We start from the raw sequence: 20,610 nt of genomic DNA on the forward strand, positions 1-20,610 counted from the left end.
TGCATCTTGCCTTCTCCTCGGCCGACATCGGCCATCGCCACGGCCTGCCCGTCAGGCATTGAAATGGTCCGGCCCCTGCCCACCGGCGTTGTCCGCCACCTCGGTCACCTCCACGGCGACGCCGCACAGATCCCGGTAGAGGATCCCCTTGCAGTTGAAATAGAGGGGCGCCACCCAGATAAGCCCCAGCCCCATGGGGATGAGCGCCAGGAAGAAGAGCGCCAGCATGACCCCGTGCAGCAGCACTATGCTGGGCCAGCCGCGGGCAAACAGCTTGAGGGAGACCAGAATGGCCTGAGCCGGCGACAGGCCGCGCTCCAGCACCAGGGGGACGGTGAACACCAGCCCCATGCCCACCAGGGCAGAGGGAATGAAGGCCAGCATCACCGGCAGTCCCAGCAGTTCGAACAGGGGGCCGAACAGGCTGGTGATCAGGCTGCCGAGCAGGCTCAGGCTCCCCAGGCGCAGGAAGTGGCGAAAGAAGTCGAACACCTGGCTCGGCCGGGCCCGCACTCCCACCGACTGCTGCAACCCCAGCATGTCGAGGGAAGAGGTCATGGGGGACATGATCACTGTGATGAGCAGGCTCAGGATCAGGGCCATGTCCATGTCACCCCCTTCCTGGGCGACATGGGGGGCCAGCAGGGTATTGCTCAGCAGGATCCAGATTGCCATGACACCGGCGATGGCCAGCGCCAGGCCGAAACCGGTCCGCCGGGTCTGCTGCCACGCCTCTTTCAGCACCCCTTGCAGGTCCAGACGGTATCCCTGGCTGAGGGACTGTTCGAGGGTTCCACCGATCCGCATTCTATTACTCAATTGACTATCCAACATTCACTAGCGACTGATCCAAGGTGGCACATTATAGCGGTTTGACCAGGCATGCGTAGCCGTTTTTCCTGTTATCTTCCGTTCAGAAAGCCGTTGATACCAGCCGCAAAAATACGGCCAGCCCTGGCAGCACACTCCGTGGCTTGGCCCCCGCCGTCAACGGGCGTAGGATGATGCCTGGACCCGTCAGACTCTGGTGCACTCATCGGCGGGTTCCTCCCCCCATCGCTCACACAAGGAGAACGGCCATGTCCGAACTGACCCTCTATCTCGCCCCCGGCACCTGTGCCATGGCGGTCCGCATCGCCCTGGTGGAAGCCGGCGCCCCACACAGGGTCAAGCGCCTCGATCTGGCCGCCGGCGAGCAGCGTACTCCTGAATATCTGGCCATCAATCCCAAGGGCCGGGTGCCGGCCCTGGTCACCGAGCAGGGTGTGCTGACCGAGACCCCAGCCCTGCTGCTCTACGTGGCCCAGCGCTTCCCGGAGGCCAAACTGGCGCCCCTGGAGGACCCCTTCCTGCTGGCCCGCATGCAGGAGGTGCACAGCTTCCTCGCCTCCACCGTGCACGTCGCCCACGCCCATGGCCGGCGCGGCAGCCGCTGGGCCGATGAGGCACAGGCCATCGCGGCCATGCTGGCCAAGATGCCCCAGAACATGCGCGAGGGTTTCGACCAGATAGAGCGCCACTACCTGGCCGGTCCCTGGGTGCTGGGGGAGCGCTTCAGCCTGGCCGACATCTACCTGTTCGTGGTGGCAAGCTGGCTCGAGAGCGATGGGGTGGCCATCGACGAGTTTCCCGGGGTGGCGGACCACTACAGGCGCATGCAGACCCGCCCCGCCGTGCAGGAGGCGCTCGCCGTCTGATCCCGCCCCATTCTGTCGCTCTTCCCTCGAGGCACCGACCCCGCTCCCGGGCACCCGGTTCTCATGACCTGACGGGTGCTCTTCTGGCACCCCTTTCTCCTCTTTGCTCCCCATCACTGAGATCGTTTTCACATTTTCGTCATCTGTACCTAGACCCGTTAACGGTTAGCGCCTATCTTTCGCATCAACGACGCAACCGGTTGCGTAACCGGTTGCCCTGTTCAATATCGGATATGCGGTCACAAACCGCCGAGGTGCTGTATGAAACGAGGCAAGCTGCTCAACGCTCCCCTGAGTTCGCTGGTGGCCCACATGGGCCATACCGACGAGATCACCGTCTGCGACGCCGGGCTGCCCATACCGGCGGGCCCCGAGCGCATCGATCTGGCGCTGATGGCAGGCACTCCCAGCCTTGACACAGTGCTGAGCGCCCTGCTCACCGACCTGGTGGTGGAGAAGGTGATCATGGCGAGCGAGATCAAGCTGATCAGCCCCGCCGCTCACCAGGCGCTGGTGGATCAGCTGGAGGCGCACGCCGCTGCCCAAGGCAAGCCCATCACCATCGAATACTGCCTGCACGAGGCATTCAAGGCCCGCACCCGCCAGAGCAAAGCGATTGTGCGCAGCGGCGAGGTGACCCCCTACGCCAACCTCATCCTCTGCGCCGGTGTGGCGTTCTAAGTCTTGGAGGACGCAGCCATGAGCACAAGCTCCCCGCTCCCCTCGCCCATTCTGGAGCTCGCCGGGATCGTCAAGACCTTCCCCGGGGTACGCGCCCTCGACGAGGCGGGCCTCAAGGTCTATCCGGGCCAGGTGATGGCCCTGCTCGGCGAGAACGGCGCCGGCAAGTCCACCCTGATGAAGGTGCTGACCGGCATCTATCAGGCCGATGCGGGCACCGTCAGCTACCGCGGCCAGCCGGTCCACTTCAAGGGGCCGCGCGACTCCCAGGATCAGGGGATCAGCATCATCCACCAGGAGCTGAACCTGCTGCCGGAACTGTCGATTGCCGCCAACATCTTCCTCGGCCGCGAGCCGCGCACCCGCTTTGGCAGCATCGACCACAAGCAGCTGCGCGAGCGGGCCAGCACCCTCCTGGCCCGTTTGGGCGTCAAGCATGGCCCGGATACCCGACTCGGGGATCTCTCCATCGGCGAACAGCAGATGGTGGAGATCGCCAAGGCGCTGTCGTTCGATGCCAGCGTCATCATCATGGACGAGCCCACCGATGCCCTGACCGACACCGAGACAGAGCAGCTGTTCACCGTCATTCGCGAGCTGCGCCAGCAGGGCTGTGGCATCGTCTACATCTCCCACCGTCTCAAGGAGATCTTCGAGATCTGCGATCGGGTGACAGTGCTGCGGGACGGCAAATGGATCGGCGAGCAGGCGGTGAGCGATCTCGACGAAGACAGGATCATCGAGATGATGGTGGGCCGCCGGCTGGAAGAGCAGTATCCGCGTCTTAAGCGCGAGCTCGGTCCGATCAGCCTGCAGGTCAAGGATCTGGCCGGCCCCGGCGTGCGCGGGGTGAGCTTCTCCCTGCGTCAGGGGGAAATTCTGGGCTTCAGCGGCCTGATGGGCTCCGGCCGTACCGAGCTGATGAAGCTCATCTACGGCGCCAGCCCCATCAGCGGCGGTGACATCACCGTGGATGGTCACGCCCTGGTCCCCAGGAGCCCGGCCGATGGCCTGGCGGCCGGCATCGCCTACATCTCCGAGGATCGCAAGGGGGACGGCCTGGTGCTGGAGCTCTCCGTGCGGGAGAACATGAGCCTGTGCGCCCTCGGCGAGTTCATCCGCGCCGGCAAGATTGACGGCCAGGCCGAGCGCCAGGCGGTGGGGGACTACGTGCGCCTCTTCAACATCAAGACCCCGAGCCAGGATCAGCTGATCAAGCTGCTCTCCGGCGGCAACCAGCAGAAGGTGGCCATCGCCAAGGGGCTGCTGACCCGGCCCAAGGTGCTGATCCTGGACGAGCCGACCCGCGGCGTCGACGTGGGGGCCAAGAAGGAGATCTATCAGCTCATCAACCAGTTCAAGCAGGAGGGGATGAGCATCATCCTGGTTTCCTCCGAAATGCCGGAAGTGCTCGGCATGAGCGATCGCATCCTGGTGATGCACGAGGGGCGCATCAGCGCAGAGTTCAATACCCGGGACGCCAATCAGGAGAAGCTGATGGCGGCCGCCGTGGGTAAACAGTGGCAAGCAGAGCAAGAGGCAGCACAATGACAACCCAAACCCTTCCCCGCCGCGGCATCATGAGCAAGGCCTGGTGGATCGAGAACAAATCCCTGGTGGCGCTGCTGGTGCTGATCGGCGTGGTCTCCTTCCTGAGCCCGAACTTCTTCACCGCCGACAACCTGCTCAACATCCTGCGCCAGACCTCGGTCAACGCCATCATGGCGGTCGGCATGACGCTGGTGATCCTCACCGCCGGTATCGATCTGTCAGTCGGCTCGGTACTGGCCCTGTGCGGCGCCCTGGCCGCCACCATGGTTGCCATGGAGCTGCCCATCATGCTGGTGATCCCCCTCACCCTGGGGGCCGGCGCCCTGCTCGGCGGCATCAGCGGTCTCATCATCGCCAAGGGCAAGGTGCAGGCCTTCATCGCCACCCTGGTCACCATGACCGCCCTGCGCGGCATCACCATGGTCTACACCGAGGGGCGTCCCATCTCCACCGGCTTCAGTGACGGCGCCGATCACTTCGCCTGGCTGGGAACCGGCTACCTGCTCGGCCTGCCGGTGCCCATCTGGTTGATGGCCATCGTCTTCCTGCTGGCCTGGTACCTGCTCAACCACACTCGCCTGGGCCGTTACATCTATGCCCTGGGCGGCAACGAGTCGGCCACCCGCCTCTCCGGCATCAATGTGGATCGGGTCAAGCTCGCGGTCTACGGTCTGTGCGGCATGCTGTCGGCATTGGCCGGGCTCATCGTCACCTCTCGCCTCTCCTCCGCCCAGCCGACTGCCGGCATGGGTTACGAGCTGGATGCCATCGCCGCCGTGGTGCTGGGGGGCACCAGCCTGATGGGGGGCAAGGGCCGCATCATGGGGACCCTGATAGGCGCCCTCATCATCGGCTTCCTCAACAACGCCCTCAACCTGCTCGACGTCAGCTCCTATTACCAGATGATCGCCAAGGCCAGCGTGATCCTGCTCGCCGTGATGATCGATAACAAAAGCAACCGTTGATACCACAAGCCACACACAAGGAATGAAATGATGAAAAAGCTAAATACCCTGCTCGCTGCCGCCATCATGTCCGTGCTGGGTACCGCCCAGGCCGCCGATCAGACCCTGGCCATGGTGGTCTCCACCCTCAACAACCCCTTCTTCGTCACCATGAAGGAGGGGGCCGAAGCCAAGGCCAAGGAACTTGGCTACGAGCTGGTGGTGCTGGACTCCCAGAACGACCCGGCCAAGGAGCTCTCCAACGTGGAAGATCTCACCGTGCGCAAGGTCAACGCCATCCTGATCAACCCGACAGACTCCGAAGCCGTGGGCAACGCCATCCGTCTGGCCAACAAGGCCAGCATCCCTGTGCTGACCCTGGACCGCGGTGCGGCCCAGGGTGACGTCAAGGCCCACATCGCCTCCGACAACGTGGCGGGCGGCAAGCTGGCCGGCGACTTCATCGCCGAGAAGCTGGGCAGCGGTGCCAAGGTGATCCAGCTCGAAGGGATCGCCGGCACCTCCGCCGCCCGTGACCGCGGCGAAGGCTTCGCCCTGGCGGTGGCCGCCAACAAGCTGGAAGTGCTGGCCTCCCAGCCCGCCGACTTTGACCGCACCAAGGGTCTGAACGTCATGGAGAACCTGCTGGCGGCGCACCCGACCGTGCAGGCGGTGTTCGCCCAGAACGACGAGATGGCGCTAGGGGCCATCCGCGCCGTGCAGGCCGCCGGCAAAGAGGTGATGATCGTGGGCTTCGACGGCACCGACGATGGCAAGGCCGCCGTGGCCAAGGGTAAACTGGCCGCCACCGTGGCCCAACAGCCGGCCCTCATCGGCGCCATCGGCGTGGAAACCGCCGACAAGGTGCTCAAGGGCCAGCCGGTGGAGAAGTCCATCCCGGTACCGCTGCAGATCGTCAACAAGTAAGTCCGTGGGGGGAGGCTCGCCTCCCCCTTTCTTCGGCAGAGCCTCCCGATCTGGGCCCACCCAGATCAGGATGTTCTCAACAAGGGTGATAGGAATGAATCGTCTCGTAGTCCTCGGCAGCGTCAATGCGGATCACGTGCTGCGTGTCCCCCACTTTCCCCGCCCCGGTGAAACCCTGACCGGTCACAGCTATCAGGTCGTCCCCGGCGGCAAGGGCGCCAATCAGGCGGTGGCCGCCGCTCGGTTAGGTGCAGAAGTCTCCTTCATCGCCCGCATCGGCGATGACGCCATCGGCCGTCAGATGAGAGAAGGCTTCGCCCAGGACGGCATCGACGTGAGCGCCGTCGCGCTCGACCCCAAGCTCCCCACCGGCATCGCCATCATCTATGTGAGCGACGAGGGGGAGAACAGCATCGGCATCTCCGCCGAGGCCAACGGCGCCCTCACCCCGGCCGTGGTGAAAGGCCACGAAGGGCTGATCGCCGCTGCCCACACCCTGTTGCTGCAGCTGGAAGTGCCCCTGGAGACTGTGCTGGAGGCCGCCCGTCTGGCCCGTGCCCACGACACCCGGGTGGTGCTCAACCCCGCGCCTGCCCGGCCGCTCTCGCAGGAGCTGCTGGCGCTGGTGGATCTCATCACCCCGAACCAGACCGAGGCCGAGCTGCTGACCGGGGTCAAGGTCACCGACGAGGCGACTGCGGCCCAGGCCGCCGCCCGCTTCCACCAGATGGGCATAGCGGAGGTGATGATCACCCTGGGTTCCCAGGGGGTCTATTTCAGCAACGGGACACAACAGCAACTTATTCCAGGCTTTCGGGTCAAGGCGGTGGACACCACGGCAGCAGGCGACACCTTCAACGGTGCCCTGCTGGCGGCCGAGCTCGCCGGCGCCGACTTCCACGACGCGGTGCGCTTCGCCCACGGCGCGGCGGCGCTCTCTGTGACCCGCTTCGGGGCCCAGAGCTCCATCCCGAGCAAGCAGGAGGTGGAATCCTTCCTCCTTGAACAGACGGCGCAGGGATACTGATGGCCAATATCAAGGAGGTGGCGGCGCAGGCGGGGGTCTCCACCACCACAGTCTCCCATGTCATCAACGAGACCCGTTTCGTGGCCGAGGAGACCCGGGAGCGGGTCTTCGCCGCCATGCGCGAGCTCAACTATGCCCCCAGCCTGGTGGCCCGCAGCCTCAAGGTGAAGGAGACCAACAGCATCGGCATGCTGGTTACCACCTCCAGCAACCCCTTCTTCGCCGAGGTGGTGCGCGGGGTGGAGCGCTACTGCTTCGAGCAGGGTTACAACCTCATGCTGGGCAACACCGAGGGACAGGCCGAGACCGCCCTCTCCTACCTCAAGATGATGCTCAGAAAACGAGTGGATGGCCTGCTGATCATGTGCAGCGAGGGGCAGCAGGAGGTGTTCAACCAGCTCGACTGGCTCAAGAGCCTGCCGGTGGTGGTGATGGACTGGGGCATGGAGAACGGCGAAGTGGATCTCATCGCCGACAACTCCCATCGCGGCGGCTACCTGGCGACCCGCCACCTGCTGGGGCTGGGTCACACCGCCATCGGCTGCATCACGGGTCCCCACAAGCGCGCCCCCGCCGATCAGCGGCTGGCAGGCTTCGAGCAGGCGATGCAGGAAGCGGGGCTCGCCGTCAATCCGGCCTGGATCCAGGAGGGGGACTTCGACTGCGCCAGCGGCGCCGCCGCCATGGAGCGTCTGCTGGCACAGCCCGTGCGTCCCAGCGCTCTTTTTGTGTGCAACGACATGATGGCCATGGGGGCCATCAGTGCCGCCCATCAGGCGGGGCTGGTGATCCCGCGCGACCTCTCCATCGTCGGCTATGACAACGTGGCACTGGCCCAGTTCATGTCGCCGCCGCTCACCACGGTCAACCAGCCCAAGGAGGAGCTGGGCCGCCTCGCCGTCACCCGGTTGCTGGCTCGCATCAACGGCGAGCAGATAGACAATCGCCGGATCACCGTGGAGCCGGATCTGGTGATCAGGAACTCCTGCGCCCCCTTCCCCTCCCCGGACGGCAAGGCCTCCTGAGGATCAGCAGATACGAGAAGGGCGGCCCGAGCCGCCCTTTTTTATTTCCTTGTCCCATCAATAGGGCTCGCGCTGCTTGAGCACGTCGCCCTGCCCCGCCGCCCCCGTACGGTTCAGGCGCCGCAACCCCAGTTGCCTGGCAAGGGGGTGCAGCAGAGCAAGGTGATCGGAGGGCTCGGGCAGCCAGTAGCGGATCGGCCAGCCCGCCTGCAAGAGCGCGGGAACCCGGCTGCCGAGCTCACCCAGCGCCAGCACGCAGTCACGCTGGCGCACCTTGTCCAGCAGGGCCGCGTCCTCCGTCAGGGTCGGCAGCGCCAGGATCAGTGCTCCTTGTGGCAGGGACGGCAGGAAGGCCAGCACATGGGCCAGTTGCGACGGCTGGCGCAGCGCCAGCAGCAGGGGCTGGCGGAGATCCGCGTCCATCAGCAACCTGGCCACCACGGGACCGAGAACGCCGCGCTCCTGCATCCAGTCCACGTCACACACCTGCTGCCCCACCCGCCAGCGCACGCCGATGGCCGTCACCCGCTCTCCCCGCTCGTCTTGCAGGGGCTCGAAGACGGTCTCCAGGGGCGAGGGCGCGGCCCCCGCCAGCCACTCCCGCAACTGGTGCAGTTGCCGCTGGTTCATGCTGAGGGTCGCCTTCATCGCCGACTGGTACCAGACCAGGGTGCCATTGCTGCGTTTGGCTTCATTCAGTGCCAATATGGCCTGCTCCAGCAGCTGCTCGGCCTCCTCGCCCCCCTCGACCCTGGCCACCCCGAAGCGGCAGGCGAGGTCGAAACTGCTCTCCCGGGTCACGAACTCGAACTGCAGCAGATTCACCATGGCCTCCATGCGGGCCTCGAGCTCCTCATGGTCGGTGGCCAGCACCACGGCAAATTCATCTCCCCCCAGGCGATAGGCCAGGCCGGGGCAGGCTTGCCGCAGTCTCGCGGCGACCGCCTGCAACAGGCGATCACCGACCTGGTAGCCGAGCAGATCATTGACCTGCTTGAACCGCTTGAGATCGAGCACCACCAGGGCCTGGATCCGGCCCCGCTGCAGGGACTGCCTGAGCTGCCCCTGCAAGGCCCGGCGGTTGCCCAGCCGGGTCATGGGATCGAGCAGGGAGAGCCGGCGATTCTGCAGGTTGGTGCGGATCAGGGCGAAGACCAGCACGCCCCCCATCACCAGCAGGATCAGCTGCCAGATCTGGATCCAGAACAGGCTCTGACGCAGCTGGTGGAGTGACGCCTCCCGCTCCTGACCGGAGAGGATCTGATCCCCTATCAGCTCCACCTGGCGGGTCAGGTCGGCAATCCGGACAAGCGCCCGATCGAGGGCCTCGCCCTTTTGCAGCGCACCAGCCTGGACCTGAGGCTCCAGCATCTTGATCTCGTCAAACAGCTTGGTCAGCACCTCGCCCAGCCCATGCCGGGCGCGGGCATCTGCGGTTTCGGTGCCGACCAGAAACACATCCAGCCGGTTCCACAGCAGATCGTAATCCAGGCTCAGGGTCTCCATGTCGAGGCCGTCGGCCCGGTAGAGGCGCAGGTTGTAGAGGAAACGCTGGGATTCCAGCATCACCTGGCTGATGTTCCAGTGGGTGTTGCGGTAGAAGATGTCGACCAGCTGTTCGTGTCGGCTCTGCAGATAGAGGCCCCACACGGAGGAAAACAGGAAGCAGAGCGAGATGGCGGCCAGCAGCAGATTGTGGCGCTGTCGACGGGTCACTTGACGACCTCGATGCGGATCGTCTGCCAGACCATGTTGTTGTGGATGGCGGAGACATCCATCTCGGGGTGCGCCGAGAGAGGGATCAGCAGCCAGAGCGGCCCCTTGTTGCGGCGGGTCAGCGGCTTGCCATCCTGGTGGCGCACCAGGGTGAGCGGCACCTTGGCAAACAGGGAGAGATCGACCCGTTGCCGGTAGCCATTGAGCGCCACCACATCGAGCACGCTGGCCCCGGCGGCCCCTTGCGCCGCCAGCACGCTGACCAGGGTCGGACCGCGGTAGCGGTGGACACCGACGGTCCAGGGGGTGGCCGTCTCGAATTCCACCTGGGGCAAGGCGGCCAGTGCCGCCTCGTCCAGGGTGACTTCCCGCTTGTCCGGCAGGATCAATTGCAACAGGGGAGTAGCAGCCTGAGTCCCGAACGAGATCAGCACCAGCAGAAGGGAAATGAACCCGAACTTTCGAATATCCATATATGTTGCGTCAGCCACATCCTTGTTGTTGGAGTCAGTGTGGCGACTTCATAGAGCCAATGCAACTGTGTTTATTCTCAATAGTTATGAGCCACGCATCTCCATCCAGTTGTGCCCCTCTATCTGTCTGGGCTGGTGCACGCCGCAGCTTTGCAGCAGTTCGTCCACGAAGGCCGGCACCAGCAGGGATGCCGGGCCGTAGCGCTTCTCGTCAAACTGGCTTCCCACCTCGCTCGGCTCCAGATTGAGCTCCACTGTATGGGCTCCGTTCAGGCCGGCCTCATGCACGAAGCCGGCAGCCGGATACACGGCGCCGGACGTACCGATAGAGAGGAAGAGATCGCACTGGGCCAGGGCGGAATAGATGCGATCCAGCCCAAGCGGCATCTCGCCGAACCAGACCACATGAGGCCGCAGCGGCTGGGGCAGCTGACAGCAGGAGCAGAGCTCGTGCTGGTGGAGATCCCCGCGCCATTCGATCACCTGGCCCGACCCCGGGCAGCGCGCCTTGAGCAGCTCCCCGTGCATGTGGATGAGGTTCTTGCTGCCCGCGCTCTCGTGCAGGTTGTCGATGTTCTGGGTGATCAGGGTCACGCTCCCGGGGAACAGGCGCTCGAGGCGGGCCAGGGCATAGTGGGCAGGGTTGGGGTGGATCTCGTCCCGCTGCAACTGATGGCGCCGGGCATTGTAGAAGCGTTGCACCAGTTCGGGATCTCGCGCATAGCCCTCCGGGGTCGCCACGTCTTCCACCCTGTGTTCCTCCCAGAGGCCATCACAGGCCCGAAAGGTCTTGATACCGGATTCGGCCGAGATGCCGGCACCGGTGAGGATCACGATATGTTTGGCTGACTGCACCATGGTTGTTCTCCTCCAACGGGTGACAGGCTGACCTTAGCACAAGAGAGGGGGGCGGCCCATTCGCCCTTGGTCTTATGGCCGGGCAGCAATACGACCCGCCAGGACGCTCAGGTCCAGCCTGGCGAAGACCATCTCCCGCCCCGTCACCAGGGTCAGCGGCAGCCCCAGCCCCTTCAAGAGCGCCAGCATGGGCCGATTCTGGCCCAGCACCTCGGCGGTCCACTCCCGGATCCCCTCCCCGTGCGCCAGCAGGGCCAGCGCCAGCAGGATGCGCCGCCCGGCGCCGCGATGCTGGAAATGATCCGCCACTATGCAGGAGAACTCGGCCCTGTCGGGATGCAGGCGCCGGCGCACGGACTGGGCCATGGCCAGCGGCAGGCCCTGCTCATCGGTGAGCAGCAGCCCTATCTGGGGCGCCCTGGGGTAGTCGAGAAAGAGCGCGAGCTGCTCCGGGGTCGGGGGCTGCTTGGCGCGCATGAAGCGCAGGTAGACGCTTTGCTCGCTCAGCGCCTCATAGGCGGCCCGCACGCGCTCGGGATCGCTGCCAGCCAGCTCCTGCAGCCGGCAGCGCACCCCGCCCACCGTCATCTTCACCGGCAGGGAAGCCCGCGAGACGGGGGGCGTCCAGCCGCTCAGTCCCCTGTCCAGGCGCGCCTCATCGAGGGGCCAGCAGAGATAGTGCGGCACGGCTTACCAGCGCCCCGCCATGCCGTAGTCCTGCCACTGTGCGGCGTCGAGCAGATTGAAGGGATCATCGAGGTAGAGGGCGATGCCGAGCTCCCTGGCCCGCTGGATGAAGCGGGCCAGCAGGGAATCCGCGGCCATCGCCTCCAGCTCGGGCAGCATGTGCTGCCCCAGCAGCAGGGATTGCAGCGGCAGACGCTCCAGCAGATCGAACGGCAGGTGCTGAGCGTTGTCGAGCAGCAGGGCGAGCCTCGCCCCCGCCAGGCTCGCCTGCAACACCAGGGCGAAGCGATCCGCATGGCTCAGCAGGTTATCCCGCCGATGGATGACCAGGGTCAGCTCGCTCGCCGGACGCCCGTGGTGCTCCAGCCAGGCCTTGAGCGGTTCCCAGTGCGGCGACAGGCCGTTCAGGGTCAGCCAGACGGGCAGCGTGAACGACTCCGCCTCCGCCAGCAGGCCAAGCTGCCCCCTCTGCTCCCCCTGCCAACTGCGGATGGTTCGCTTCAGGCCGCCGAGTCGGCGCCGGCGCTGGGGCCCCAGATAGAGCACCTTGAGCAGCCGCAGCAGATCGTCGCTCTGCAGCGGCTTGGCCAGGGCTGCCAGCACGTTGAAACCCGCGTCGTGCAGCAGACGCCTGGCCCCGTCGATCAGGGTCTGATCGTGGGCGGAGAGCAGTATGATGGGCAGGCCGCTGTGACGATATTGGGGATGGCTCATCAGCAGGCTGATGGCATCCTGCTCCGCCAGGCTGAGATCGCAGATAAGCAGCCCCACGCCCCCCTCCTCCAGGGCCCGCAGGCAACCTTCGCCATCCTGCACCCAGTGGCAGGGTGTCCCCAGGGCCTGGATCTCCTGCTGGATGCAGGCTCCCTGGAAGGGGTGATCCTCGAGCAGCAGGATCCGCAACCGGGCAAGCCAGGCCCGCCACTCCCGCTCCCGTGCCTGTACCCCTTCGAGCCAGGGATCGGACAGGCGATAGATCCCCACTCCCGGGGTCAGCAGCTGCGGCAGGTAGTCGGCCCCGGCATGGGAGGCGGGATCGAACAGGGCGATGGCCCCGGCGGCAAACAGTCCCTCCCATTGCCAGCCGGCATCGGGCAGGGTGCGATGCAGGCTGGCGTAGGCCGGCAGGCCCGCCGCCTTCGCCGCCTGATGGGAGGCGGCGTCCAGGGCATAGACGCTGACGGGGTGAAACACGGGCCCCTGGCTGTCATCCGACTCCAGCAGGGCCAACAACTCTTCATCGGTGATGATCATCTCATGCTCTTTCGCCCAGTTGCCGACAGACCTCTTCCACGGCCAGCCTCAACTCAGTTGCAAGGGGGTGGTCGGGGGCCTCCTGCCAACGGTCGATCACCCGGACCAGCGAGGTGGCCCCCACCATTTTGGCGGCCCCCTTCATCTTGTGTAAAGCCGCATTGAGAGCATGGGGGTCCCCTTGTGCGAGGCACTGCTCAATGTCCGCCAGCTCCTGGCGAACCGAGGTCAGGTAAATTCCGATGAGGGCCGGGCTCAGCAGCGCGGACAAGGGCATGGCCTGAGGAGCCTGTGCCACCTCAGCCCCGTTGCGACCGGAGACGGTGCGCAGCAGGATGGCCAGCTCCTTCAGCAGCACGGGCTTGTCCAGATGTCCCTGGCAGCCGCACTCGGCGAGCCGCTGCGCCGCCTGCTCGCTGAGATCGGCGGTGATCACGTAGACCGGCAGATGCTGCCAGTGTGCCGAGGCCCGCAGCTGCCTGCACAGCTCGGCCCCGTCCATCACCGGCATCTGCAGATCGGTCAGCACCAGATCCACCGTCTCCGATCGCAGGATCTCGAGGGCCAGGCGGCCGTTGGCGGCGCTCAGTACCCGGGCCCCCAGCTGACCGAGCTGCATGCTGATCAGCACCCGGTTCACTTCGTGATCTTCCACCAGGAGCACGCACAGGCCGGCGCCCGGCAGATCCCTGATCTCCTCCCCCTCCTGGGCAAGCCTGGGTTGCAGCAGGCTGACCACGGAGCCCGGGATCCAGGGCTCCCCCTGCCAGGACCAGGCGCGCAGCCCCCGCTCATCCACCAGGACGCCGAGGCCGGGGGCCATCCCATCCTCGGCGACCCCCAGCTCGGCGAGCCAGGGACGCAGGTAGGCCTGCTCCTCGGGGGGCAGTTGCAGGGACAGCCGCTTGACTCTGGGCTGCCAGGGCGCTTTCTCCTGCACCTGTCTGAGGGGCCAGACACAGATGAAGCGGCTGCCGCCGGTGGCCACGGGCTCGACCCGGATCTCGCCGCCCATCTGCTCCATCAACTGGCGACAGATGGCGAGCCCGAGCCCCGTGCCCTGGGCCCGGATCTGTCCCGGCTCCTCCCCCTGCTCGAAGGGCTGGAACAACCGGGGCAGCAGCTCGGCGCTGATGCCGGGCCCCTGATCGTCCACGCCGCACCAGATCCACTCCCCCTGCCGGCGAGCCCACAGCACCACTTCTCCCCGCTCGCTGAACTTGATGGCGTTGGAGAGCAGGTTGTGCAGCACCTGCTGCACCCGGTGGGGATCGAGCTCCATCAGGGCGGGCAGCGCCGGATCCAGGTTGAGGCGCAGCTGCAGATGCCGGGAGCGCGCCTTGGACCAGTGCACCGCCGCCACGTGTTCGCACAGCTCCACCAGATCCGTGGGCTGCAAGGAGAGCCGAAGCTGGCGCGTCTCGTTGCGGCTGAAGTCGAGTACGTCGTTGAGCAGCCCCAGCAACTCGTTGCCCGCCTGCCTGACGTGCGCCAGCACCGAGGCCTGCTCGGCAGAGAGCTCGGTCTGATCCAGCCACTCCAGCAGGCCGAGCATGGCGTTCATGGGGGTGCGGATCTCGTGGCTCACGGCGGCCAGGAAGCGCCCCTTGGCGAGCACGGCCTGCTGGGCCTGCTCGTGGGAGAGCTGCAGGGAGTGCTCCTGCTCCACCCTGCTGGTCACATCCTGCACCACCCCGTAGACGCGCCACCCCTCCCCCTGGCGACGCCCCCTGCCGGAGAACTGCAGCCAGCGCAGCCCCTTGGCAGGGTGCTGGTAGCGCAGCAGATGGGAGAAGGGGTGCCCCGCCTGCAACATGGTCAGCATGGGAGCCCGCATCTCGCGCCTGTCCTGGCGAGAGATGCGGGTGAGCGTCTCGTTGGGATTGCTCCGGATCTGCTGGCTGGCCAGCCCCAGCAGCTCGTGGCTGCCGCGGCTCACAAACTCCACCCGGGTGATGGCCCCGTCCAGCAGGGTGAATTGCAGCACCACGCCGGGCACCGTATTGGTCAGGGCCCGCAGGCGCCGCTCCGCCTGGCGCAGCAGCCGGGTGCGCTCGCGCAGGGCGCTGATGTCCGAGAGGGCGATGAGATCCCCGGCCGGGGCCTGCGGCCCCAGGCGCAGCGGGATCTGGGCATAGGAGTAGACCTGCTCGTGCAGCGCCAGCTCCCCCTCCGCCCCCTGCAACTGGGGAGCAGGCAGCACCAGATCGGCGGCGTAGCGCGCCTCCATCCGCTTGGCCCGCTTGTTGCGCTTGATCACTTCCCCCTTGTCATTGCGAAGAAACACGGGGACCGGCAGCGCCTGGAAGAGGGATTCCCGGAACTTGCTCTCCAGCGCCAGCGCCTGCTCCGCCTTCTGGCGCTCCCGCGCCTCCTGGGCCAGCTGCTGGCGGGAGCGCCAGATCAGCCAGATCACCGCCATGCTGATCACCAGGGCCAGCATGACGGAGCCGAGCCAGAAGCCGTAGCTGACCCCCTCCTGCTGGTTCAGGACGAGACGCCGCCAGCGCTGATCCAGCTCGTTCACCTGGCGATCGTTGATGGTCATCAGGCTCTGCTCCAGCACCCCCGCCAGTCTGGACTGGCCCGGCCGGATGGCAAAGCCGAGGCCAAAGCGCTGGGGCAGCTCAGTGATGGCGAGGTCACTCAACTGGTTGTTGCGAAGGGGGTATTGCAGCTGGTACAGCTCCGCCAGCATGGCCTGGGCATCGCCGTGCTGTACCGCCGCCAGCCCTTGCAGCAGGTTGTCGGTCACTTCCCACTCGTGCTGGCCGAAGCGGGCGAGCAGGCTGGTGTCATAGAGCATCCTGGGGACCATCACCTTGCCGCTGACCTCCGCCAGGGATCTGGGGGCCCCCTGCTTGCGGCTGACCAGGGCGTAGCGACTGGTCGCCACCACCCGGGTGAATTCAAACTCCGACCCCAGCGCCGGAGACTCCAGCAGGCCGGCCATCATGGCCGCCTCCCCGCTGCGCAGCTTGGCCAGCGCCTCCTCCTTGCTGGCGGCTGGCACCGGCTCGAAATGCAGCCCGGTCTGCCGGCTCACTTCCCGCAAGACATCCGCACTCCAGCCGATGAGCTCTCCCTGCTGGCTGACGCCGCTGTAGGGCATGAAGCCGGGATCCGCCACCACCCTGATGGTGTGGGCCTTGCCCACGAGCCAGGCCTGCTCCTTGTCGGTGAAGTGCAAGGGGTTCACATCCTGCTCGCTCTGGGGCAGGTAACGCCCCAGATCCCGATAGAGGCTGCCCGGAGGCAGGAAGCGGATCGCCGTGTCCACCAACTCGCGCAGCTCGGGCTTGTCTCGCATCATCAGCCGGTAGCTGATCACCAGATCGTCGCTGCGCAGGCGACGCAGCCTGAGCCCCTCGTCCGGGTACTCCCGCATCAGGTAACGCAGTTGCAGATAGTCGCCGAGGTAGGCGCTGCCCCGCCCCGCCACCAGGGCGCCGTACCAGTTCTCCGCCTCGGTCAGCTGCAGCTGGGATGCGTGGGGATAGAGCCGCGTCAGGATGTCCTGTGCTTGCCAGATGGGCGACATCAGGAACCTGGCCTTATCCAGCTCCCCCCGGTAAAGGATGGCGGACTCCGCCTCCAGCATGGCCCGGCTCAGCCCCATGCCGGACGGTGTATGCCGCAATGGTCCCACATGGGGAACGAGATCGCAGCGCCCGTCCTGCAAGGCCTGCAGGGTCGCCGCCCAGCTGGGCAGGGTCTCGAAGCGCAGCGGCACCGGCAGCAGTCCTGCCAGGCGCGTCACCTGATCGATGAGCAACCCCCCCTGCTCTTCCAGATAGGGAGGGCGCTGCAGGGCGGGATAGCAGAAGGTCAACCCGGTGAGCGAATCGGCATAGGCCTGGGTACCGGGTGACAGGGGAAGCATGGCGGCACGCAGTGGCAGGGCCAGCAGCGCACCGGACAGGAGCAGGATTTTTATCATCGAAACGGAAAAGCCAGGCGGTTGCCTGGCTTTTTGTCACTCGTTGGGTTCAACATTTTCTACCCTGGCCTTGAGCTTCTGGCCGGGCCGGAAGGTCACCACGCGACGGGCGCTGATGGGAATATCCTCCCCCGTCTTGGGGTTGCGTCCGGGACGCTGGTTCTTCTCGCGAAGATCGAAGTTACCGAAGCCTGAAATCTTGACTTGCTCACCACGTTCAAGCGCTTGTCTGATCTCCTCAAAGAAGGCTTCCACCATATCTTTGGCTTCACGCTTGCTCATCCCGAGCTGGGTGAACAGGTGCTCTGCAATGTCGGCTTTGGTAAGCGCCATAGATCAATCCCTCAAGGATGCATTCAACTCTTCACCAAGGGCCCGCACGACATTGTCTACGGTCTCGGCGATCTCTTTCTCCTCCAGGGTGCGCTGGGTGTCTTGCAACACGAGACTGATAGCCAGGCTCTTCTTGTCCTCTGCCATACCAGCACCCTGGTATACGTCGAACAAGTTTATTCCAACTAACTGATTTCCGCCAACTTTTTTAATTACTGCCAGAACGTCGCCTGCCAGGATCTGTCTGTCCACCACCACGGCGATGTCGCGGCGGTTGGCCGGGAAGCGGGATACTTCGGCCGCAACCGGCACCTTGGCCGGGGTCAGCTTGTCCAGCTCCAGCTCGAACATCACGGCCCGGCTCTTCAGACCCAGCTTCTTCTCGAGGCTCGGGTGGATCACGCCGATATGGCCGATCACGGCGCCATTGCGCAGGATGGCCGCGCTCTGGCCCGGGTGCAGGGCGCTGTGCTCGGCACGCTCGAAGGTGAAGGTGGCCCCTTCGGCAGTCAGATCCAGCACCGCTTCCAGATCCCCTTTCAGATCAAAGAAGTCAGCTGCGCGGCTCTTGATGTCCCAGTGCTCGTCACCCTGGTTGCCGGTGATGATGCCGGCCAGCATGGGCTCCTGACGGATACCGTTCTCGGCATTCTCGTCCTTGATGAAGCGCAGGCCCTGCTCGAACAGGCGCACCCGCGGCTGCTGACGGTTCTGGTTGTAAACCACGGCCTGTACCAGACCCGGGAACAGAGAGACGCGCATGGCGGACATCTCGACCGAGATCGGGTTCGGCAGCACTATGGCATCGCTCTGCGGGAACAGAGTCTGCTGAGCCTTGGGATCGACGAAGCTGTAGGTGATCGCTTCCTGGAAGCCGCGGTCAACCAGCAGGTCGCGCACCCGCTTCAAGGTCACCTGCCCTTCGGCCTGCTCCACCATCGCCAGAGAGGCGGCGGGTTTCAGGTTCGGGATGTTGTTGTAGCCGTAGATGCGGGCCACTTCCTCGATGAGGTCTTCCTCGATGGCGATGTCGAAACGCCAGGAGGGTGCCAGCGCGGTCCAGCCGTCAGCCTCCACGGTCACCTGCATGCCGAGGCGAGTCAGGATCTCGACCACCTGAGCATCCGCCACGCTGATGCCGATCACCTTGTCGAGCTTGGTGCGGCGCAAGCGGATGGGGGCAGCCTTGGGCAGATGGGCCTCGGATTTGACCTCGATGACCGGACCGGCTTCGCCGCCGCAGATATCCAGCAGCAGACGGGTGGCCCTGTCCATCACCTTGGCCTGCAGCTCGGGATCCACCCCACGCTCGAAGCGGTGGGAGGAGTCGGTGTGCAGACCATAGGCACGGGCACGACCGGTGATGGAGAGCGGCGCGAAGAAGGCGCACTCCAGCAGGATGTCGGTGGTGGTCTCGGAGACACCGGTGCGATCGCCGCCGAAGATACCTGCCATGCAGGCAGGGCCCTGGGCATCGGCAATCACGAGCGTGGTCTCTTTGAGCTTCACCTCGTTGCCATCGAGCAGAGTCATGGGCTCGTCGCTACGAGCGCGGCGCACCACCAGTTCCCCTTCAAGCGTCGCCAGATCGAAGGCGTGCATCGGCTGACCGTATTCCAGCAGCAGGTAGTTGGTGATGTCGACGATGGCGTCGATGGAGCGAATGCCGCCACGGCGCAGCTTCTCCTGCATCCAGAGCGGGCTCTGGGCGTGCAGGTTCAGCCCCTTGATGACGCGGCCCAGATAACGAGGGCAATCGGCCGGCGCTTCGACCCGGATCGGGAAGGTGGCGTCTATGGTGGCAACAGCAGGCGCCCAGGTCGGCTCGACCACGTCCACGCTGTTGAGCACGCCGATTTCACGGGCCAGGCCCGCGATGCCGAGGCAGTCGGCACGGTTCGGGGTCAGATCCACGTCGATGCTGACGTCGTTGAGCGCGAGGTAGTCGCGGATGTCGGTCCCGATAGGCGCATCCAGCGGCAGCTCGATGATGCCATCGGCTTCGACGTCGATCCCCAGCTCGCTGAAGGAGCAGAGCATGCCGTGAGACGGCTGGCCACGCAGCTTGGCTTTCTTGATGGTGAAATCGCCCGGCAGGGTCGCCCCGACCTTGGCCACGCACACTTTGAGGCCCTGACGGCAGTTCGGCGCGCCGCAGACGATGTCCAGCAGCTCGGCCTCGCCCACGTTGACCTTGGTCACCCGCAGCTTGTCGGCGTCCGGGTGCTGGGCGCACTCGACCACTTCACCCACCACCACGTTGTTGAACTGGCCGGCCACCGCTTCCACGGCGTCCACTTCCAGACCGGCCATGGTGATCTGCTCGGCCAGTGCGTTGTCACTCAACTCGGTGCGGACCCACTCCATCACCCAGGATTTACTGAATTTCATGTTCTCTCGCCCTTACTTGAACTGCTTGAGGAAGCGCAGGTCGTTTTCGAAGAAGGCACGCAGGTCGTTGACCCCGTAACGCAGCATGGTCAGGCGCTCAACGCCCATGCCGAAGGCAAAGCCGGAGTATTTTTCCGGATCGATGCCGACCGAACGCAGCACGTTCGGGTGCACCATGCCGCAGCCCAGCACTTCCAGCCACTTGCCATTCTTGCCCATCACGTCCACTTCGGCGCTCGGCTCCGTGAACGGGAAGTAGGAAGGACGGAAGCGAATGGTCAAGTCTTCCTCGAAGTAGTTGCGCAGGAAGTCGTGCAGTATCCCTTTGAGCTCGGTGAAGCTGGCATGCTCGTCGACCAGCAGGCCTTCGACCTGATGGAACATCGGGGTATGGGTCATGTCGTAGTCGTTACGATAGACGCGGCCCGGCGCGATGATGCGGATCGGCGGCTGCTGATGTTCCATGGTGCGGATCTGCACACCCGAGGTGTGGGTACGCAGCATCAGATCAGGATTGAAGTAGAAGGTATCGTGATCGGTACGCGCCGGGTGGTGAGCCGGGATGTTCAGCGCATCGAAGTTGTGGAAGCCATCTTCAATCTCGGGACCACGGGCAACCTTGAAGCCCATCTCGCCAAACAGGCGCTCGATGCGCTCTATGGTGCGGGTCACCGGGTGCAGGCCGCCATTCTCGATGCGGCGGCCCGGCAGGCTGACGTCGATGGTCTCTGCAGCCAGCTTCTGGTTGAGCACGGCGACTTCGAGCGCTTCACGACGCTCGTTCAGGGCATCCTGAACCTGCTGTTTGGCCTGGTTGATCACGGCGCCCGCGGCGGGACGCTCTTCGGCAGACAGGGCTCCCAGGCCCTTCATCTGCTCGGTAAAAAAGCCCTTTTTCCCCAGATATTTGACCCGGATTTCGTCGAGGGCGGCGATGTCGCTCACGCCCTCAATTTCGGCTCTGGCCTGGCCGACTACTTCTTCAAGCTGTTGCATGTCTTCCTCGTCACCACTCCCGGAACAGGAGCCTTTAGGCTAAATAAGGTCAAGAGGGGAATAATACAAAAAAAGCCCCTTCGCTGACCATAGTTATGGTGGGCTTTTCT

17 protein-coding genes are annotated in these 20,610 nt (G+C 65.2%); 7 read left to right on the forward strand and 10 right to left on the reverse strand.

Annotation, left to right across the window (positions count from 1 at the left end; translation table 11 throughout):
• Positions 1 to 51: 51 nt before the first annotated feature.
• Positions 52 to 807 (reverse strand): hypothetical protein, encoded by a 756-nt coding sequence (locus tag R2B70_RS10310; RefSeq protein WP_318161390.1) that lies wholly within the window; start codon positions 805 to 807, stop codon positions 52 to 54.
• 272 nt (positions 808 to 1,079) lie between these two features.
• On the opposite strand from R2B70_RS10310, the gene R2B70_RS10315 reads away from it, so the two are divergent.
• From R2B70_RS10315 to R2B70_RS10345, 7 genes are all read left to right on the forward strand, one after another.
• Positions 1,080 to 1,697, forward strand: coding sequence for a glutathione S-transferase family protein (locus R2B70_RS10315; RefSeq protein WP_318161391.1), 618 nt, complete (start codon positions 1,080 to 1,082; stop codon positions 1,695 to 1,697).
• 261 nt (positions 1,698 to 1,958) lie between these two features.
• Complete coding sequence (rbsD, locus tag R2B70_RS10320) at positions 1,959 to 2,378, forward strand: D-ribose pyranase (protein WP_209792390.1); 420 nt, start codon at positions 1,959 to 1,961, stop codon at positions 2,376 to 2,378.
• An 18-nt stretch (positions 2,379 to 2,396) separates the two neighbouring features.
• Positions 2,397 to 3,929, forward strand: a complete 1,533-nt coding sequence (gene rbsA / locus R2B70_RS10325; RefSeq protein ID WP_318161392.1) for a ribose ABC transporter ATP-binding protein RbsA — start codon at positions 2,397 to 2,399, stop codon at positions 3,927 to 3,929.
• The gene (gene rbsC / locus R2B70_RS10330; RefSeq protein ID WP_318161393.1) at positions 3,926 to 4,894 is read left to right on the forward strand and encodes a ribose ABC transporter permease; all 969 of its coding nucleotides are present in this window, start codon (positions 3,926 to 3,928) and stop codon (positions 4,892 to 4,894) included. The genes rbsA and rbsC overlap by 4 nt, the downstream gene beginning before the upstream one ends.
• A gap of 30 nt (positions 4,895 to 4,924) precedes the next feature.
• A complete protein-coding gene (rbsB, locus tag R2B70_RS10335) occupies positions 4,925 to 5,800 on the forward strand; it encodes a ribose ABC transporter substrate-binding protein RbsB (RefSeq protein ID WP_318161394.1) in 876 nt (291 codons plus the stop codon).
• A gap of 94 nt (positions 5,801 to 5,894) precedes the next feature.
• Positions 5,895 to 6,827: a ribokinase gene (rbsK, locus tag R2B70_RS10340; RefSeq protein ID WP_318161395.1), complete on the forward strand. Its 933-nt coding sequence runs from the start codon at positions 5,895 to 5,897 to the stop codon at positions 6,825 to 6,827.
• Positions 6,827 to 7,852 (forward strand): substrate-binding domain-containing protein, encoded by a 1,026-nt coding sequence (locus tag R2B70_RS10345; protein WP_318161396.1) that lies wholly within the window; start codon positions 6,827 to 6,829, stop codon positions 7,850 to 7,852. The genes rbsK and R2B70_RS10345 overlap by 1 nt, the downstream gene beginning before the upstream one ends.
• Positions 7,853 to 7,909: 57 nt before the next feature.
• Here R2B70_RS10345 and R2B70_RS10350 read toward each other — a convergent pair whose 3' ends face one another.
• From R2B70_RS10350 to pheS, 9 genes are all read right to left on the reverse strand, one after another.
• Complete coding sequence (locus R2B70_RS10350) at positions 7,910 to 9,568, reverse strand: sensor domain-containing diguanylate cyclase (RefSeq protein ID WP_318161397.1); 1,659 nt, start codon at positions 9,566 to 9,568, stop codon at positions 7,910 to 7,912.
• Positions 9,565 to 10,041, reverse strand: a complete 477-nt coding sequence (locus tag R2B70_RS10355; RefSeq protein ID WP_042074189.1) for a hypothetical protein — start codon at positions 10,039 to 10,041, stop codon at positions 9,565 to 9,567. The genes R2B70_RS10350 and R2B70_RS10355 overlap by 4 nt, the downstream gene beginning before the upstream one ends.
• Positions 10,042 to 10,125: 84 nt before the next feature.
• Complete coding sequence (gene cobB, locus R2B70_RS10360; RefSeq protein WP_318161398.1) at positions 10,126 to 10,899, reverse strand: Sir2 family NAD+-dependent deacetylase; 774 nt, start codon at positions 10,897 to 10,899, stop codon at positions 10,126 to 10,128.
• A gap of 72 nt (positions 10,900 to 10,971) precedes the next feature.
• Positions 10,972 to 11,586, reverse strand: coding sequence for a GNAT family N-acetyltransferase (locus tag R2B70_RS10365; protein ID WP_318161399.1), 615 nt, complete (start codon positions 11,584 to 11,586; stop codon positions 10,972 to 10,974).
• A gap of 3 nt (positions 11,587 to 11,589) precedes the next feature.
• Entirely contained in the window at positions 11,590 to 12,840 is a 1,251-nt protein-coding gene (locus R2B70_RS10370; RefSeq protein ID WP_318161400.1) for a response regulator, read from the reverse strand.
• A 1-nt stretch (position 12,841) separates the two neighbouring features.
• Positions 12,842 to 16,762, reverse strand: a complete 3,921-nt coding sequence (locus R2B70_RS10375; RefSeq protein WP_318163343.1) for an ATP-binding protein — start codon at positions 16,760 to 16,762, stop codon at positions 12,842 to 12,844.
• 54 nt (positions 16,763 to 16,816) lie between these two features.
• Positions 16,817 to 17,113 carry an integration host factor subunit alpha gene (gene ihfA / locus R2B70_RS10380; protein WP_005300715.1) on the reverse strand — a complete coding sequence of 99 codons (297 nt, stop codon included), beginning with the start codon at positions 17,111 to 17,113 and terminating at the stop codon, positions 16,817 to 16,819.
• 3 nt (positions 17,114 to 17,116) lie between these two features.
• Complete coding sequence (gene pheT / locus R2B70_RS10385; RefSeq protein ID WP_318161401.1) at positions 17,117 to 19,504, reverse strand: phenylalanine--tRNA ligase subunit beta; 2,388 nt, start codon at positions 19,502 to 19,504, stop codon at positions 17,117 to 17,119.
• A gap of 12 nt (positions 19,505 to 19,516) precedes the next feature.
• Positions 19,517 to 20,500: a phenylalanine--tRNA ligase subunit alpha gene (pheS, locus tag R2B70_RS10390; RefSeq protein ID WP_016350663.1), complete on the reverse strand. Its 984-nt coding sequence runs from the start codon at positions 20,498 to 20,500 to the stop codon at positions 19,517 to 19,519.
• Between the last annotated feature and the right edge of the window lie 110 nt (positions 20,501 to 20,610).

The organism is Aeromonas sp. XH (assembly GCF_033348475.1).
Classification (GTDB): domain Bacteria; phylum Pseudomonadota; class Gammaproteobacteria; order Enterobacterales; family Aeromonadaceae; genus Aeromonas; species Aeromonas sanarellii.

Coding starts and splice junctions, on each gene's coding strand:
- R2B70_RS10345 (WP_318161396.1), top strand. CDS start 6,827: ATGGCCAATATCAAGGAGGTGGCGGCGCAGGCGGGGGTCTCCACCACC.
- R2B70_RS10310 (WP_318161390.1), bottom strand. CDS start 807: ATGCGGATCGGTGGAACCCTCGAACAGTCCCTCAGCCAGGGATACCGT.
- R2B70_RS10370 (WP_318161400.1), bottom strand. CDS start 12,840: ATGATCATCACCGATGAAGAGTTGTTGGCCCTGCTGGAGTCGGATGAC.
- R2B70_RS10355 (WP_042074189.1), bottom strand. CDS start 10,041: ATGGATATTCGAAAGTTCGGGTTCATTTCCCTTCTGCTGGTGCTGATC.
- R2B70_RS10315 (WP_318161391.1), top strand. CDS start 1,080: ATGTCCGAACTGACCCTCTATCTCGCCCCCGGCACCTGTGCCATGGCG.
- pheT (WP_318161401.1), bottom strand. CDS start 19,504: ATGAAATTCAGTAAATCCTGGGTGATGGAGTGGGTCCGCACCGAGTTG.
- rbsK (WP_318161395.1), top strand. CDS start 5,895: ATGAATCGTCTCGTAGTCCTCGGCAGCGTCAATGCGGATCACGTGCTG.
- rbsD (WP_209792390.1), top strand. CDS start 1,959: ATGAAACGAGGCAAGCTGCTCAACGCTCCCCTGAGTTCGCTGGTGGCC.
- pheS (WP_016350663.1), bottom strand. CDS start 20,500: ATGCAACAGCTTGAAGAAGTAGTCGGCCAGGCCAGAGCCGAAATTGAG.
- rbsA (WP_318161392.1), top strand. CDS start 2,397: ATGAGCACAAGCTCCCCGCTCCCCTCGCCCATTCTGGAGCTCGCCGGG.
- rbsB (WP_318161394.1), top strand. CDS start 4,925: ATGAAAAAGCTAAATACCCTGCTCGCTGCCGCCATCATGTCCGTGCTG.
- cobB (WP_318161398.1), bottom strand. CDS start 10,899: ATGGTGCAGTCAGCCAAACATATCGTGATCCTCACCGGTGCCGGCATC.
- ihfA (WP_005300715.1), bottom strand. CDS start 17,113: ATGGCGCTTACCAAAGCCGACATTGCAGAGCACCTGTTCACCCAGCTC.
- rbsC (WP_318161393.1), top strand. CDS start 3,926: ATGACAACCCAAACCCTTCCCCGCCGCGGCATCATGAGCAAGGCCTGG.